The sequence below is a fragment of the Desulfopila aestuarii DSM 18488 genome, assembly GCF_900143695.1.
Lineage (GTDB): Bacteria > Desulfobacterota > Desulfobulbia > Desulfobulbales > Desulfocapsaceae > Desulfopila > Desulfopila aestuarii.
This window is the reverse complement of sequence record NZ_FRFE01000023.1, coordinates 75,310-91,742: the sequence shown is the minus strand read 5'-3', so window position 1 is coordinate 91,742 and position 16,433 is coordinate 75,310. Positions and strand designations below refer to the sequence as shown.

The 16,433-nt window shown below is 50.9% G+C and carries 14 protein-coding genes; 5 read left to right on the top strand and 9 right to left on the bottom strand.

Features of this window, described 5'->3' with window-relative positions; all coding sequences use genetic code 11:
• The 9 genes from BUF15_RS27825 to BUF15_RS19260 all read right to left on the bottom strand — a co-directional run.
• Nucleotides 1-230 (bottom strand): transposase (locus tag BUF15_RS27825; RefSeq protein ID WP_327021882.1); only part of this gene is annotated, 230 nt, incomplete at its 3' end.
• Between the two features lie 442 nt (nt 231-672).
• A complete protein-coding gene (locus BUF15_RS19295; protein ID WP_073615347.1) occupies nt 673-1,287 on the bottom strand; it encodes a LysE family translocator in 615 nt (204 codons plus the stop codon).
• Between the two features lie 45 nt (nt 1,288-1,332).
• Nucleotides 1,333-2,811, bottom strand: coding sequence for a tripartite tricarboxylate transporter permease (locus BUF15_RS19290; protein ID WP_073615346.1), 1,479 nt, complete (start codon nt 2,809-2,811; stop codon nt 1,333-1,335).
• Nucleotides 2,812-3,240 (bottom strand): tripartite tricarboxylate transporter TctB family protein, encoded by a 429-nt coding sequence (locus BUF15_RS19285; RefSeq protein ID WP_073615345.1) that lies wholly within the window; start codon nt 3,238-3,240, stop codon nt 2,812-2,814.
• Nucleotides 3,237-4,205: a Bug family tripartite tricarboxylate transporter substrate binding protein gene (locus BUF15_RS19280; protein ID WP_073615344.1), complete on the bottom strand. Its 969-nt coding sequence runs from the start codon at nt 4,203-4,205 to the stop codon at nt 3,237-3,239. The genes BUF15_RS19285 and BUF15_RS19280 overlap by 4 nt, the downstream gene beginning before the upstream one ends.
• A gap of 46 nt (nt 4,206-4,251) precedes the next feature.
• Nucleotides 4,252-4,857 (bottom strand): flavodoxin family protein, encoded by a 606-nt coding sequence (locus tag BUF15_RS19275; protein ID WP_073615343.1) that lies wholly within the window; start codon nt 4,855-4,857, stop codon nt 4,252-4,254.
• Nucleotides 4,858-4,882: 25 nt separating this feature from the next.
• Nucleotides 4,883-6,724, bottom strand: a complete 1,842-nt coding sequence (locus tag BUF15_RS19270) for a SulP family inorganic anion transporter (protein WP_073615342.1) — start codon at nt 6,722-6,724, stop codon at nt 4,883-4,885.
• Between the two features lie 212 nt (nt 6,725-6,936).
• Nucleotides 6,937-8,247: a histone deacetylase family protein gene (locus tag BUF15_RS19265; RefSeq protein ID WP_073615341.1), complete on the bottom strand. Its 1,311-nt coding sequence runs from the start codon at nt 8,245-8,247 to the stop codon at nt 6,937-6,939.
• A gap of 67 nt (nt 8,248-8,314) precedes the next feature.
• The gene (locus BUF15_RS19260; protein WP_073615340.1) at nt 8,315-10,006 is read right to left on the bottom strand and encodes a hydantoinase/oxoprolinase family protein; all 1,692 of its coding nucleotides are present in this window, start codon (nt 10,004-10,006) and stop codon (nt 8,315-8,317) included.
• A gap of 656 nt (nt 10,007-10,662) precedes the next feature.
• Between BUF15_RS19260 and BUF15_RS19255 the strand changes: the two genes are divergently transcribed.
• The 5 genes from BUF15_RS19255 to BUF15_RS19235 all read left to right on the top strand — a co-directional run bounded on the left by BUF15_RS19255 (nt 10,663) and on the right by BUF15_RS19235 (nt 16,403).
• Complete coding sequence (locus BUF15_RS19255; RefSeq protein ID WP_073615357.1) at nt 10,663-12,177, top strand: arylsulfatase; 1,515 nt, start codon at nt 10,663-10,665, stop codon at nt 12,175-12,177.
• 110 nt (nt 12,178-12,287) lie between these two features.
• Nucleotides 12,288-13,247: an AAA family ATPase gene (locus tag BUF15_RS19250; RefSeq protein ID WP_073615339.1), complete on the top strand. Its 960-nt coding sequence runs from the start codon at nt 12,288-12,290 to the stop codon at nt 13,245-13,247.
• A 31-nt stretch (nt 13,248-13,278) separates the two neighbouring features.
• Nucleotides 13,279-14,223 (top strand): DUF58 domain-containing protein, encoded by a 945-nt coding sequence (locus BUF15_RS19245; RefSeq protein WP_073615356.1) that lies wholly within the window; start codon nt 13,279-13,281, stop codon nt 14,221-14,223.
• Nucleotides 14,220-14,681, top strand: coding sequence for a DUF4381 domain-containing protein (locus tag BUF15_RS19240; RefSeq protein WP_073615338.1), 462 nt, complete (start codon nt 14,220-14,222; stop codon nt 14,679-14,681). Before BUF15_RS19245 ends, BUF15_RS19240 begins: the two co-directional genes overlap by 4 nt.
• Before the next feature lie 15 nt (nt 14,682-14,696).
• Nucleotides 14,697-16,403, top strand: coding sequence for an alkaline phosphatase family protein (locus tag BUF15_RS19235; protein WP_073615337.1), 1,707 nt, complete (start codon nt 14,697-14,699; stop codon nt 16,401-16,403).
• Nucleotides 16,404-16,433: the final 30 nt, after the last annotated feature.

Genomic DNA, 16,433 nt, shown 5'->3' with positions numbered 1-16,433 from the left:
TCACTTCGGATTGAATACAGTATCTGGAGCAACAAAGATCGGAGCAACCGCTCCGGTGCGATCGATGGTCGGCCTTTGCGGGCATATAGCTCTTGAAATACCGGTGACAGTTCCTTGAGAGCCTTGTCCACTATGATACGAATGGGACGCAACGGGTGATTCTGTGGCACTCGGGATTCCGGAGACAGGTAACTGAACATCTTCTGCTGGTGCTGGTCATAACCGCGCATATCTCACCTTTGTTTAATGATTATAGTTGGTTAAATAATACACGATTTTGATTGGATCTTCCCTATGATTGTGAGTTTTTCAACATCCTGCTAGTATCTTAAACGGCGATTTGGCTCAAGCGGTTAAAGCTAATCGCCGTTTAAGATCTGCGACAAAGCAGATCGGGCTTTTAACGAGTCCATCAACACTTCCCCCCCTCCACGAACAATTAAGAGGAGGGACTTGTAAATTTTAGGTAGGTAGAGCAAAGCTAGGTCGAATTAGAGAGCGCCAGTCTCAAACGGAAATGGGCAGGAGGAAAGATTGGAGCACGACATGTGCAAAAATGCGGAAGCGCACTTCATGAAGAATTGTCATGACAATGCGCCGATCGGGAGTTTCCAGGGAAACTATAGATTCTGAACCAGCATGCCACTGACTCAATGCAACCCTTATTTATTTTCAATGGTTCATCAACAAAGAATACCCCTCACGAAACAGCAGCAGGGCCAGCACAAAAAGAAGAAGGCCCAGAGTTCTCATAGTATAAATATATATATTACCGCGCAAAAACCACTTCGACTTGCCAACGATTATAGCGAGGGTAATTTTCGAACCAACCAGGAAAACATAAAAGCCTATGATAAATGAAAGTACAGCCGTGATATTCTGGCTCATGGCCTTATTCATGATCGGCGCACCAACACTCAGCCAGAAAAGATAAGGGTGTGGACTGAGCATATTTGCCAATACCCCTTTGATTAACGAGTTTATCCGTCCCCCATCAAGATCGAGCCGCACACCACGGGTGCGAATATTTTCATAGCCCATATAAGCCACAAAACAGCCGCCAATAATCGAGATCACTCCGAGAATATGATGAAAACCTGAGATCTTCGTTAATACCAATAAAGTGAAAAAGACAATTGGTAAATCTGTAAGAATCGGAGCAAGAGCAACCTTCACTCCAGCTCGAGCATCACGCTGCAGTGTTTCGGAGATCACCAGAGTCAACAATGGGCCAGGCGCAAGTCCGGCTGACAACCCCATTAACGTGCCAATTATCAAGAAGTGCATTTGAGAGTTATCTTTATATTAATGGCATAGCAGTTCATTATGCACCTACTTCCGATACACAACCTTCATCACAATAGCGATAACAATACTACAGCCGAGCACCATCGTCAGAGGACCATGGAGAAACACTGAAAAATCTCCACCACTGATAGAAAGGGCCAGTCGCATGTTATCTTCAAACGGCTTACCGAGAACATAGCCTAAAATGAGCGGCCCCAAGGGGTAATGAAATTTACGCAGATAATAGGCCAGCAATCCAATAACGACCATGATCAACAGCGAAACAACGCTCTGGCTTACCGCATAAACGCTGACAAAGGCTACCACCACAATCATCGGCATCAGCACCCAGGCCGGAATCGCCAGCAGTCGTGGAAAGAAACGAATCATTTTCACATTAACAATCAGAAGCAGGATATTTCCCAAGAGCATGGAAATAATGAGCGCCCAGATATATTCGGGATGATTTCGGCACAGCGCCGCACCAGGGTCGACATTGACCTGCAAAAGTGCTCCATGCAAAACCGCTGTAGTGGCACTGCCGGGAATGCCGAGGGCCAGTAACGGCAGAAAAGAAGCAAGGGCACAGGCACTGTTGGCAGCTTCCGGGGCAATCAAGCCATGGATGTTGCCGCTACCAAAAGAAGGCTCAGGAGTGTTTACTACCTTTTTCTCGAAACGATAGGCTGCCAGATTAGCCACATAGGTGCCAGCGCCGGGCAAAAAGCCAATCAACACGCCGATAACAGAAGCCCGCAAACAGGACCATTTCACCTGCAGGAAGAGAGGCAACAGCCCTCCTCCACTATCGACAACCGACGACAGCTTTTGCCCCTGGCCCGTTTCTTCCATCATCATGAGCGACTCACTCAACGCAAAAACACCGATAACAACTATAATAAAATCTATGCCATCGTAGAGTTCCGGAATACCAGCAGTATAGCGAAAAGCGTCGGTTCCCCAGTCCAATCCTACCACGGAGAACATCAGACCTAGACAGAGTGAAGTGAGATTTTTCAAAAACAATGTCGAAGAAAGAATCAGAACAAGAACGAAGGCGAAGGCAATAAGCGCCACGTATTCGGGAGGACCAAACGAACTGCCTATATCGGCGAAAGAGGAAGCACCGAATCCGAGCAACAGTATAGCAAGCATACCTCCAAAGAACGAACTGAAGGCGGTGAGAACAAGGGCCCTACCGCCCTTTCCTGCCAAGGCCAGCGGATACCCATCCAACCTTGTTGCCAGGGAGCTGACATCGCCCGGAACATTGTTCAAAATCGCTGAGATCCTGCAACCATATTTTGCGCCATAATAAATGCCGGCAAACAGAATAAGCACTGTCTCAGGGGCAAGACCAAAGGTGTAAACTACCGGCAGCATCAGGGCGATACCATTTGCAGCGCTGATGCCTGGGATTACACCGAAAAACATGCCAAGTAAAGCCCCTGCGGCAAGAAAAATCAGATTGACAGGCGTAGTGGCGATAGCCAGTCCCTGTAACAGGTTGTGAACAATTTCCACTTAGCCACCTATCCTGAAGACTGTGCCAAGCGGTAACGGCACACCGAGCAAAAAATGGAAGATGCCGTAGAAAAAGATCGAAACGATCAGCCCTGTCAAGAGCCCTTCCATCCAGCTGCTAGAGACAAGACGGGCTACCATGTAAACAGAGATTGTAGTGGCCAGCATGAAACCGAGAAACTTGAAGGTCACAAGGTAGAAAAGAATAGTGAGCGCCAGTCGTTTCACCCTACTGCCGATCTGAAACTGCGTCATAGGGTAGAAAATACTGATGGAGAGACAGAGAATCACAAGGAAGCTGCCGAGTACTACCGGAAATATCCTGGGACCAAGGGGATCGTAGGCGATGGGTGCCTCAATCTTTATTCCGAGCCAGAGGTAGACTCCGCCGAAGATGGCCAGTAGAAGAGTGAAAAGACGTTCGCTCATTGAGTCAGACCAAATTTGTTGCCAAAATCGTGGAGTTGACGAACACTGTTTTTTACGTAGAGGTCAAACTCGTCGCCAATCATCATCAGCGGAAACAGATGCATTTTCTGCCGCTCTCGTGCCAGCACTCCCGTTGCCTCCAGCCGGAAGAAGGTGTTCACCCACCAGCTGTATTCGGCATTGGTTATCCGGGGTGGTAGATAAAAACCGCGCCACACCTTCCAGACCACATCATAGCCCTGTTCCCTGGCAGTGGGAATATCTCCATATTCACCCGGCAGACGGTCTTCAGCGAGTACCGCCAACACCCGTAGCTCTCCGGCTTCCTGTTGTTGAACCACCTCTGTAAAATCACCAGGGAAAACCTGAATCTGGTCCTTTTTCAGCGCATCAGATGCAGCCCCACCACCCTCAAAAGAGATATAGCGGATCGCCTGAGGATCAATGCCCGCTTCATCGAGAATGAGCGCCATCTTCATCCAATCCTGACTACCGATGGAACCTGCCGCCCCCATAATAAACGTTTCAGGATGTTGCCGCAGGTCAGCAATCAGTTCATCCAGTGTCTGCCAGGATGCATCACTCCGCACAGCGATAACGCCATAATCAGTTCCAACCGCACCAAGCCAGCGCACATCGTTTTCGGTGTATTTCCCAAATTTATGCAGGGCGATATTGAGGGCGGTACCAGTGCTGGCTGCCACGACCGTATTGGCATCTTTTTGCCGGGTACTCGCCGCGTAGTTGTAGGCCAACGCGCCGATACCGCCAGGCATATAACGAATGGACACGTCGACCTGCAACGCTTCTCCTAAGGCCGATGTCAAGAGCCGGCACATGATGTCATGGCCACCACCCGGCTTAGCGGGCGCGATACAAACCGGTTTTTCAAGCTCAAATGCTTCAACAGAATGGACAGGGAAAACAACCAGCAGATGCAGCACAATCAGAAAAAAAGAGCGCATGACAAAACCTTGCTAACCAGAAAAATGATTCGGGAGGGAAAATGCATCAAGAAGATTGTTCAACGTCCTCCCGCAAAGCAAGAGCGAGATCCCGGCCTGCATCGAAAGCCTCCTGAAGATAATCTTCCCGCCGGTCAATTTCTCCTTTACGGTCAACGCCTCTACAGAGCACAGTACGCCAGAGACCGGTATCGAGAACATCGAAAAAGTATTTAACGGTAAGTAATGCACCGTCGAAGAGTTTTTTGCCCTCGGTTGCGCCAACAGAGATGAAGAGCCCTTTGCGGGTTTCGGGTGTCTGTCCAAACGGCTGCTTCTCGATCCAGTATTTCCGTACCCACAGGGATTGGCAGCGATCCATAAACGTCTTGGTATGGGCACTTACCGAGTAGAAAAAGATGGGCGAGGCGAGCATGATGCCTTCGCTTGCTTCGAGCTTTTCAAGGATCTTGGGAAAGTCATCACGAATGGCACACTCACCGTTCTTGATACAGTTGTAGATTTCAAGACAGGGCGAGATTTTATAATCCCGCAGAAACACTTCCTCAACATGCGCCCCCTCTGATCTTGCCCCATCCACTGCCTGCTTCAGTAGCGCCGCACTGTTTCCATCACGTCGGGGGCTGCCATAAATTGCGATAATCTCCGTCATTACATCTCCTCATACGATTTCAAGATCAATCAGTTGCGCTGCCCATCCTTCTCGCCTCTGCAATTTCTCCACGTCCATCACCCAGAAATGGCACCGTGGCGCATTCCAGAAAAACCCGTTTTCGGCACGTACTGCAGATGTTGGTATCCAATCGCGGGAATATTTCCGCAATCGCCTCTTTTTTCGAAACGAAAATATTATCCATACCGATATCGAGCAGGTAGTGTAAAAATTTGAAATGGCTGCAAATACCTTCTTTCATATCATAAAAATAGAGATGCCCGCCAGCTTCTTCCCGCTCCTTTGCAAGATGTACCAGAAATTCCGCCCCCGCCATATCGATGAAATTGATGCCGCTCCCCACTACCAAGAGATGTTTCTGTCCCGGATGCTCTTTGGCCATCTGCTTGAGTACACCCCGTACATGGTTGACGGCTCCGAAATAGAGCGAGCCGTCAATCCGCACGATCTTCAGCTGGGGACATTCCGGCAACAGTGGATCGGTGGTAAAAGGCCTGCCCTCCAGCCTGAGGTCAGGAACCCTGGGCAGAACATGGGGATGGGATGTGCGGTTCAGATAAATGGCAAGGGAAAGCATGATACCAAGCAATATCGCAAACTCCATCTCCAGAAAGAGCGTGGCCAGAAATGTCGATCCAAGAATGATTGTCTCAGTAAGACTGGTCCTGGCTATTTTCACGATGTGTTTTGGATCGATAAGCCTCCAGGCCACCAGAAAAAGAATTGCCGCCATGGCACTATTGGGTAGAAAGGCAGCCAGAGGGGCAACAAAAAGAACCACCGGAATGAGCAAAAGACCGGCCAGAATAGCGGCTAGCGGTGTTTTTGCCCCTGCCTCATAGTTCATGCCGCTTCTGTTGAAGGAACCGGTCGCCACATAGCCGCTGAAGAAGCAGCCGATCATGTTGGATAATCCCTGGCCAATAAATTCCTGATTGCCGTCCAACTCCTGATCCACCTTATCCGCCAGGGACCGGGCAATGGAAATCGCCTCAGTCAGGGCAAAGAGCGCCATGGCCAACGCTGTCGGTGTGAGGACGCGTATGTCATCAAAGGTAATCGACGGCATGGAAAGTGGCGGCAAGGCTGCAGGCAACGCGCCAACAGTGGCAATATTCGCCACGTCCTTACCAATCGCGACTGTTATCGCTTCAGCTCCAAATGTGCCAACCAGCATGGATATGATCATGTAGGGCCAGTTTGGCCGATATATCTTCACCAAGACTCCGGCAACAAGAGTCAGAAGACCAACAGCCACGGCATAGGGGTTCGCCTCACCGATATGGTCAACGATACTGACAATGGTTTCCTGGAATTTGGCTGTGCGCGGATAGACCAAGCCAAAAAAATGTTTGACCTGGCTAGCCATAATCAAAAGCGCCGCACCGGCAGTAAAACCCACCACCACTGAATGTGAAATGAAGTTAACCAGGGAACCGAACCGGGCGAGCCCCATGCTGAGCTGGATCAGGCCGACCATAAAGGTCAACGTCAGTGCCATCTGCACATATGCGCCCGTCCCCGGCTCTGCATACATGGACAGTGAAGAGAAAAGTAGTAACGATGCCGCGGTTGTAGGTCCGGACACCAGCAGCCAGGACGAACCAAAGAGGGCAGCAATAATAGCCGGAATCATGCCAGTATACAGGCCATACTCAGGCGGCATGCCGGCAATAACGGCAAAAGCGACACCTTGCGGCAGGGCAACAATCGCCCCGGTCATACCTGCCAGCAGATCCGCCCGAAAAGTCCGCCTGTCGACCCTGGGCCACCAGAGCAGAAAGGGCAGAAATCGTTGCAGACGGTTTCTGCGAGTGAAAGAAGAATCGCTCGGATACTCTGTCATCGTATATTTTGGTCAGCTATTGTTCCAAGTTTCGTGGTAGTTTCAGCAAAAACCTTATTGTGCGAGCCTTTTGCAAAATGAGGATTTTTGTTCAAAATCGAGGCATGCGAAAAATTTCACCACAGGCATATACTTAATATTCCAAGGATAAAATTTTTTTAGAATAACGCTGAGTTTGGGCGAAAAGACCATTTTGCAACAAGCTCGTTCTCCTATTTCTTTTCAAGAAACCTGTCGGTAATCCTGTCCTGCAGGAAGATATGCTGGAATCTTGAGGAACTGGACTCTTCATACCATTGCAACCCCTGCTCCCGACATGCCGGGCAAGCGTTACGGGGGATGTGCACCCCAAGAATCCGGCGCCGGTTGGAAATAGAATCGATCCTTAGCGAACCACCGCAGTCGTCACATATACGCACCGTCTCTTCCTGGGTTTCAAAAATATTGTCGGTATCGTAAAAAATCTGGCGGTTGCGGGTATCGTACTGGCCGGCCTTTTTACCGGGTCCTCTCAACTCTGTCCTTCGGCGCCACATCGTCATCACCTCATCACAGGTACGCTCGATGCTGCGGGTAAGCGATGCCGGCTGGCGAAGATACTCCGGCTCATAGTCTGGCTCCCTGAGACTACTGTAATCAAGGCCGGCCATCGCCATAATTATTCCGGCATTGACATATGGGAGTGCTCCCTCAATGGAATAACCGCCCTCAAGAACAGCAATGTCCGCTTTCAGCAGTTCGGTCAACTGTGCATAGCCCTGGGCGGAGATGTTCATGTTCGTGATCGGATCGGAATAGTGGTTGTCCTGGCCGGCGGAGTTGATAATCAGCTGCGGCTTGAACTCATCCAGTATAGGCAGAACCGCATTTTTTACCGCATAGAGCATCCCATCGTCACAGGTTTCCGGTGGCAGTGGGATATTCACGGTTGTTCCAGCCGCGTTCGGTCCACCAAATTCGTTAATAAAACCGCTGCCTGGATAGAGCGTGCGGCCATCCTGATGGATTGAGATAAAAAGGGTATCGGGGTCATGCCAATAGATATCCTGGGTGCCATCGCCATGATGGCAATCGGTATCGATAATCGCAACTCGATCAACACCATAGGCACGACGAAGATATTCGATCATGATCGCTTCAATATTGATATTACAGAAGCCACGCGCCCCGTGGACCACACGGTTGGCGTGATGTCCCGGCGGCCTGACTAAGGCAAAGCCGCGATCTATGGTTCCATCCATTACCGCCATACCGATGGTCTTGGCACCACCTGCACTGATGAAATGAGACTCTGTGCTCACCTTCCAGGGATCGGGCACACAGAAGTGAACCCGTTGAATATCCTTTATAGTGACAAGATCGGGTTTCAGCTCGACAATACCATCAATATCGAGCAACCCTTCTTCAAACACCTGATCCTGGGTGTAGAGTAGCCGCTCCTCACGCTCGGGATGGGTTGGTGAGATAGCCCAGTCGAATGCCGGAAAAAAAACAAGCCCTGTTCTGTTCTTGGCGTGCAGCATAATGCGCCCTTTTGTTCTCGGGTGTGAAATTGATATCAGTTGTTCTGTATTGAACCTGGCCGCTCAATCAGAGATCAGCGCGGTTCAGGGTACCGCTCTCGGCATCATAACCGTGGATAAGCCCCGGTTTCACCTGGGCCCGAACCCGGATATTTTTGCCCACGGTGGAAAACCGGCGAATCATATTGAACTGCGACTCCTCCAGAACTTCCATTTTCAGATGTTCCTCGTTTGCGCCACGAGCTGCAGCTTTTTTTCGCACCAGCTCAAAGGCCACTTTACGGGCGTCATCCAGCGTGAAAGTCCGGGAAATTTCCCGGTGATACTCCTCGCCCTGAGCAGTAATCACTCTTCGCGCGGTATCGGCATAAACTGTCACCTCACAGGTGGTTCTGGCCAGGGCGCAGCCAATGGCATTTGCCACCCGCCAATTGGGGACAATCTCAACCTCGCCTTTGAACATCTCAGCCAACCGTCCGGCAAACTGCCCAGCCGGACCACCGAGCACCAGCAGGTAATCGGGGCGGATTTTCACCCCCTCACACATCTCATGCACGGTGTAGACCGGACGGCTGTTGATCTGATCAACCATTTCGTCCGCAGCCCTCATGATATTCTCACAAGCTGTATGAAGGATCTGTTCTGCTGCCTCAATTACGGCAAGACCAAGTTCTGCACTGATTACGGCAAGCCCGGCTGCAGCCTTATCCCGATCCCCCTGTTCGATCATTCCCAGAACACACATTGCATCGGTTGGTGTCGGCTGTGGCCCGCCATGGGCCATTGCGGCTCCGCCCCGATCCGGGCCGATAGCGAGCTTGCCTTCCCGCACTCTCACCACACTGTCGCCACCTATACCGATTGACTTTGTTAAAAGTGCGCGGATGAGGGTTTTATAGCTGCCGATCTCAATACCGTTCTGAGCAATAACCGGAGCCCCATTGAGAATGATGGCCATGTCGGTAGTCGTTCCACCGATATCGAGGACCAGGCAGGTCTTGTCCTTCGGGGCATGGGCGATAGCCCCCATGACGCTTGCCGACGGACCGCTCAGGATGGTCTGGGCCGGATAGGTAAGCGACGAACTCATATTCATATTCCCACCGTCAGGTTTCAAGATTCTGATCGGGTGTGATATGCCTTTTTTGGCCAGCGAGGAATGAACAGCGGTAAAGAAATTGGTGTGTACCGGATAGACGGCAGCATTCAAATAGGTCGTCGCGATACGACGAGGAAAACTGAGCGCACCGGAACATAGATGGCCCATGAAGATTTTGTCCACATAACTTTCAAGAATTCGGGCGATAGCCAGTTCGTGAGCTGCATTGCGGACAGAAAACTTTGATACCACACCAACCGCCGGCAAACCCAATTTTTTCAGCTCCGCACCGAGTGCGTGAATCTCTTTTTCGCGGACCGGTTCAAGTTCCCGCCCGCTGTGGTCGAGTGCCCCCTTGACCCGAAAGTAGTGCGACCCCACCCGGAAATGTTCGGGATCAATACCCGGTCCGGCAGAAACCACCATAGCCACCGGCGGCAGCTTATCCTGCACCACCATATTAGTCGCAAGCGTTGTACTCAACACTACCCGCTTGACATCGGCTACTTCCTGCCCGGCGAGCAAACGGTCCAGCGCGCTCATCACCGTCTCATAGAGCCTTTCAGGATCGGTATTGACTTTGATATCTCGCACCATCCCTTCAGCGCCAATCAATACTGCATCCGTATGTGTACCTCCAACGTCCAGTCCGATAATCACAAGCCCACCCCACCAAAAAGAATGAAGGGCATTTCAAAAGATCTCGAGATCTTTCGATTCGCCTTGAAGAGGTCTGTCATTTGAAATGAAAACACTACCCTGACTTGGACAAATTGTCCAACAAAGGTTAGGATTGCTCAGTTTTTTGCACGGCGAAATCATGTCAGGGAGGAAGATATTTTATCCCTGCGCCCTAACGCCATACAGCCGCCGAATCAAAGCTGAAAACATTCGACACATAAAAAAACAAGCAACTTTTTAATAATGCATTAATTTGTTGGGAAAATGACACCATGACTTGAATTTTTCCTAACAAATGAGTTACAACGCAAGTATCAACTGAAAAGTCTATTCGGTTCATTTTGCAAGACGAAGCACTTTACCCTAAACCGCACGGGAGAAGGTCTTGCAGTCCCTGGTCAGTTCGACAGTTTCCAAAGACATGTCAAAGCATGTTGAACAGCATCACTCCTATTGAACAGGCTATCTCAGAAAGAAAAGCAACCTTGAGGGATAGTTTACTGTAGTGGTCAGCAACCAACATTCACAAGGAGGCAACTATGAAACAGGCAGATACGCCTACTCAGGAAATTCTATTCCCGGGATGGCGCCAATCAAGAAAGTTCCTGACGATGCTCGGTATCGCTGGGGCATTCATGCTCACCGTCAATATCTTTCCATCGCCGGCTGACGCGGCATCCAACGATCCAAAGAAGCCGAACATCCTGGTTATCTGGGGTGATGACATCGGCCAGTTCAATGTCAGCGCCTACAATATGGGCATGATGGGTTATAAAACACCAAACATCGACCGAATAGCCAAGGAAGGCGCAATTTTTACAGACTGGTATGGCCAGCAGAGTTGCACTGCCGGTCGCGCGGCATTCATCACCGGCCAGTCGCCAATGCGCACAGGTTTGACCAAAGTCGGACTGCCAGGTGCACCGGAAGGTATGCAGAAGGAAGACCCGACCATAGCAGAGTTGCTCAAGGCACAGGGGTACATGACCGGCCAGTTCGGCAAGAATCACTTGGGAGATCGTGATGAGATGTTGCCGACCAACCATGGTTTCGATGAGTTTTTGGGCAACCTGTATCACCTGAACGCAGAGCAGGAACCAGAACATCCTGACTATCCCAAAAATCCAGAATTTAAAAAGAAATTTGGCCCGCGTGGTGTCATACACAGTTTTGCAGATGGCAAAATTGAGGATACTGGCCCCCTGACCATTAAGCGCATGGAGACGGTAGACGAGGAAGTCACCGCAGCAGCACTTGACTTCATGGACCGTGCAAAGAAAGCTGACAAACCGTTCTTTGTCTGGTGGAACTCCACCCGTATGCATATCTGGACCCATCTGAAGAAAGAGTCGCAGGGCAAGACTGGTTTAGGTGTCTATGCTGACGGAATGGCAGAGCATGACGTCATGGTTGGCCAGTTGCTCGACAAACTCAAGGAACTTGGAGTGGAAGACAATACCATTGTCATGTACTCCACCGATAATGGGGCTGAGTTTTTCAGCTGGCCTGACGGCGGCACAACTATTTTCCGCAACGAAAAGGCCACTCAATGGGAGGGAGGCTTCCGCGTTCCCACGATGATAAAATGGCCAGGAGTCATTAAGCCCGGAACCGTGGTGAACGATATTGGCGCACACGAAGATATGCTGCCAACCCTTCTGGCTGCAGTGGGTGAGCCAAATGTGAAAGAGGAGTTGCTCAAAGGCAAGCAGGTCGGTGACACAACCTTCAAGGTCCATCTGGACGGCTATAACCTGCTTCCAGCTTTAAAGGGAGAGACTGACAAGTGGCCTCGAGAGGAATTCCTGTATTGGACAGACGATGGCAACGTTGCAGCCCTGCGATACAACAACTGGAAAATCACATTCCTCAGACAAGAGGCCCATGGTGTGGAAGTCTGGGAGAATCCTTTCAAGGTCCTGCGTGCACCCATGATAGCCAATCTCCGAATGGATCCGCTCGAAAAAGCTCAAGAAGAATCTATTGGTTACAGGAGATGGTGGATCGATCATATGTTTATATTTGCTCCCGCCGGTGCCTATGTCGGTCAATGGCTGCAGAGCTTTAAAGAATTCCCACCGCGTCAGAAGCCAGGGAGTTTCAGTCTTGATCGCGTCATGGAAGCAGTCACTCAAGGTACGGACAATTAGCAGTCTGAAGACTTCAGCATTCAACGGTCCATCAAACACTCGGACCTTCCTGTATATGCGGGGAGGTCCGAGTACCATTTTTCATATTCATCACCCATCATTTACAGACAATGGATACTCGCCAGGCTTTTCAACAGATAGCGGTGTCGATGAATGCCTCAATCATAGGCCAGGAAACGGTTGTTGAACGTTTACTTATCGCGTTTCTGGCCGATGGTCATGTCCTTATGGAGGGGCTACCCGGTGTCGCCAAGACCCGCTCGATCAAGACCCTCGGCAAACTGGTTGAGAGCGAATTTCGTCGGGTACAGTTTACTCCTGATCTGCTGCCATCTGATGTCACCGGTTCGGAAATTTATCGTGAACAGACCTCCAGCTTCGATTTCCAGCCAGGGCCGATTTTCGGGAACCTGGTGCTTGCCGACGAGATCAACCGCGCCCCAGCCAAGGTCCAGGCGGCGTTGCTAGAAGCAATGGAGGAACGCCAGGTGACCGTTGCCGGAACAACGCACAAGTTGCCGCCGCTGTTTCTGGTCCTTGCTACCCAGAACCCAATTGAACAGGAAGGTACCTATCCGCTTCCTGAGGCACAGATGGACCGTTTCCTGCTCTACGTCAACGTACCCTACCCGCCTGCAGAAAACGAAGGGGCTATCCTGCGCCTGGTACGGGGAGAAAAATCGGGCAATGCCGATGACTCCCCATCAAAGATTGATCAAGAAGTTGTTTTTGCCGCCCGTCGTGAGGTGAACGGTATTCACGTGGCTGAAACTGCCGAACGATATATGGTCGATCTGGTTATTGGTACTCGGGAACCAGAGCACCTTGGAGGTGACCTGGCCAGATGGATTCGTCTTGGTGCCAGCCCTCGCGGAACGCTTGCCCTGGATGGTGCAGCCCGGGCCCATGCCTGGCTCCATGGGCAGGACTTCGTTTCGCCTGAAAACATTCGCGCCGTCGCCCCTGCCTGTCTTGCGCATCGCATTCATCTCTCTTATGAAGCGGAAGCGGCCGGTAAAACCCGCACTGAAGTGATCGAGGAACTCTTGCAGACTATTGTCCCCATTTAACATGAAAAAGACAAAATCCTCGTCCGATAGCATACCAGCCGGTGTACAAACCAGTCTCGAGGCGCTCTTGAGCCTCAAAGCTGAAGCACGGGGCTTTAGTTTTCTTCCCCGGCAACCGGTAACCTCACTTCTTGCCGGGCGCCATAGTTCCCGCCTGCGAGGTCGTGGCCTCGATTTCCTTGAAATGCGCCACTATCAGCAGGGTGATGATATTCGCACCATCGACTGGCGGGCTACCGCCAGACTGCGCTCACCACATGTGCGGGTCTACACTGAAGAAAGAGAAAGACCCGTCCTGCTTGTAGTGGATCAGCGTCGGACCATGTTTTTTGGCAGTGGTCGAGCCATGAAATCGGTTGTGGCAGCCGAATTGTCTGCCCTGGCTGCCTGGCGAACCCTCTCCTCCGGTGACCGGGTCGGCGGCATTATCTTCAACGACCATGAGATCATCGACCTCCCGCCTCACCGTAGCCAGACCAGAGTCCTCCGTTTGCTCCACGAGGTGGTGCGCCACAACCGGATGCTCGTCGAGCAAATTGATGCAAGCCCATCTCCTGCAACCGAATCAATACTGAACATGTCCCTTGAAGCTGCCCTCAGGCGTGCCAAACACGATCATCTGGTTGTGCTGGTAAGCGACCTTGACGGTGGCGATGAAAACACCCAACGGCTGGCTACCCAGATCGCCGCTCACAACGACATGCTTGTTCTCGCGGTGTATGATCCTCTGGGCGCTTCACTGCAGGGACATCCAGGCATGATTGCCAGAGACCGAGGTGTGAATTTTGCTATCCCGTCAGGCAGGAGTTTTGCTGATTCCTTCGAAAAAGCCTTTGCTGCCGTTCTCGACAGGTGGACCGAGATATTTCGGGCTTTGCGTGTACCGGTATTACCCATTTCCGCCGCGACTTCGCCAACCCATCAGTTGCGTGATCTTTTTGGGGCCCATCTTGCCCGGAGGACAACAATATCATGAACACTGATGCTACCAGCCTAACCCGTTTACATGATATCCTCATGCCTCCAGCCGTATCCTGGTGGCCTCTGGCGACAGGCTGGTATGTACTGTTTGTTCTGCTGATGCTGGCAACCGGTTTTCTTTGCTATCGCTACTATAGAAGATGGAAGGCCAATGCCTATCGTCGCGCCGCCTTGCGTGAGCTGACCCATCCCAATGATGCTCCAGCCATCGCAGAACTGCTTCGCCGCACGGCCCTGGCGGCCGCTTCAAGATCTGAAATTGCCTCAAAAGCCGGCTCAGAGTGGGCTGATTGGCTCGCTAGCCAGTCAGCCCACACCATGCCCATGGAAGTCCACCAGTTGCTGAGCACCGGTATATACGGCAGACCAGGCAAAGAACAGGATGTCAGGCTCCTCCGCCAATATGCTGTTCTCTGGATCAGTGACCACACAATTTCCGATTCTTCTTTATAAAATTTGAGGATAATAATGGATACAAAAGCACATAAACATTCATTCATCATACCCATTATCACCTCTGTACTCTTTCTTGCCAGTCCGGCCGTTGCCATGCAGCAGCCCAAATTAGTTCTGCAGATTACGGTCGATGCACTACGCGGCGATTTGCCAACTCGATACTACGACCGTCTTGAGGAAAACGGTTTTCGCTATCTCTGGGAAAAGGGCACAGTATATGTCGATGCCCATTATGACCATGCCAATACAGAGACCATTGTTGGCCACACCATCCTGGCCACGGGGGCACAACCATCCGTTCACGGCATGATTGGTAATATCTGGTATGACAGGACAAAAGGACGAACGGTGTACAATATTGAAGATGACAATTTCACGTTGCTCACGCCAGGAGCTGGAGTAGATCAGAGCGCAGAAATTGATTCAACCCAGAAGGCAGCCAAAAGTGATGGTCGATCACCTGCTGCAATCATGGTTTCCACCCTAGGTGATGAATTGGCAATCCACACCGCAGGACGCTCCAAGATTTTCGGGGTGTCGGTCAAAGACCGGGGCGCGGTGTCCATGGCCGGCCATGCCGGCAAGGCCTTCTGGTTCTCAAAGGCCAGCGGTGAATTCGTCACCAGCAATTACTACTATCAACAGTACCCCGACTGGGTGGACCAGTGGAACGCCAAAAAACTGGCATTCTCCTATTCCGGCAAATCATGGAATCTTCTGTATACGCAGGAAGAATATCTTTTTGGCGAGGCAGATGACCGCCCTTGGGAAACAGATATTGCTGGCTTTGGCCGCATATTCCCCCACCCGTATGGCACCGCCGATGGGAAATACTTCACCACCCTGCTCACCCTAAGCCCGGCAGGGGATCAGTTAACCCTGGATTTTGCCAAGGCGTTGATTATTAATGAGCAACTGGGAAAAGACGATATCCCTGATTATCTCTCTGTGAGTTTCTCCTCAACCGACTATGTCGGCCATATCTTCGGGCCTTCCAGCCTGGAAAGCGAAGACAATATCCTCCAGCTTGACAGGACTCTTGCCGATTTACTCACATTTATCGATGAAAAGGTCGGCCTGGAACAGACGCTCATTGTTCTTTCTGCCGATCATGGCACGCCTGAGGTACCAGGGTATCTCAAGCAAATGGGTCTTGATGGGGGATTTGTTGACCCGAAAAGCTGGGATAAAAAGCCCGCTCTGGCGTCTTTAAAAAAACAGTTTGGTATCGGTAAAGAACTTATTGTTGGTTACAATCACCCCTATATCTATCTTGATCATCAGGTGATAGAAGAACACCAACTCAACCTGGCACAGGTAGAGCAGTCCGTCGCCGAACAGTTGCTGCAGTTTGAGGGTGTTGCTCAGGCCATTTCCAGTAGTGCATTGCGCGAAGGCAACCTGCCGAATACCCCTGTCATTCAATCGATTCTCAACAACTTCAATCCCAATCGTTCAGGCGATGTTTATATAGTTTTTCAACCGCATTGGTTTATCAATGATTTTGACGGACTCGAAGTTTCCAGTACCCATGGCTCTCCCTGGCGCTACGACACCTATGTACCCATTGTCTTCAGCGGCATGCAGATTCCGGCTCAACAGATTCAGCGTCGGGTCCATCCAGTTGACATTGCAGCAACACTGGCGACGTATCTTGGAATCAAGTCGCCATCTGGTTGTGCCGGCAAACCGCTGACGGAGATATTTGTCAATAAATAGGACGATAAACTGAACGAAACCTGCCGGAGA

Bases quoted from the DNA above. Each gene is read 5' to 3' on its own strand.
- BUF15_RS19255 (WP_073615357.1), top strand. From the start codon at position 10,663: ATGCTCACCGTCAATATCTTTCCATCGCCGGCTGACGCGGCATCCAAC.
- BUF15_RS19280 (WP_073615344.1), bottom strand. From the start codon at position 4,205: ATGCGCTCTTTTTTTCTGATTGTGCTGCATCTGCTGGTTGTTTTCCCT.
- BUF15_RS19275 (WP_073615343.1), bottom strand. From the start codon at position 4,857: ATGACGGAGATTATCGCAATTTATGGCAGCCCCCGACGTGATGGAAAC.
- BUF15_RS19240 (WP_073615338.1), top strand. From the start codon at position 14,220: ATGAACACTGATGCTACCAGCCTAACCCGTTTACATGATATCCTCATG.
- BUF15_RS19295 (WP_073615347.1), bottom strand. From the start codon at position 1,287: ATGCACTTCTTGATAATTGGCACGTTAATGGGGTTGTCAGCCGGACTT.
- BUF15_RS19270 (WP_073615342.1), bottom strand. From the start codon at position 6,724: ATGACAGAGTATCCGAGCGATTCTTCTTTCACTCGCAGAAACCGTCTG.
- BUF15_RS19250 (WP_073615339.1), top strand. From the start codon at position 12,288: ATGGATACTCGCCAGGCTTTTCAACAGATAGCGGTGTCGATGAATGCC.
- BUF15_RS19265 (WP_073615341.1), bottom strand. From the start codon at position 8,247: ATGCTGCACGCCAAGAACAGAACAGGGCTTGTTTTTTTTCCGGCATTC.
- BUF15_RS19285 (WP_073615345.1), bottom strand. From the start codon at position 3,240: ATGAGCGAACGTCTTTTCACTCTTCTACTGGCCATCTTCGGCGGAGTC.
- BUF15_RS19235 (WP_073615337.1), top strand. From the start codon at position 14,697: ATGGATACAAAAGCACATAAACATTCATTCATCATACCCATTATCACC.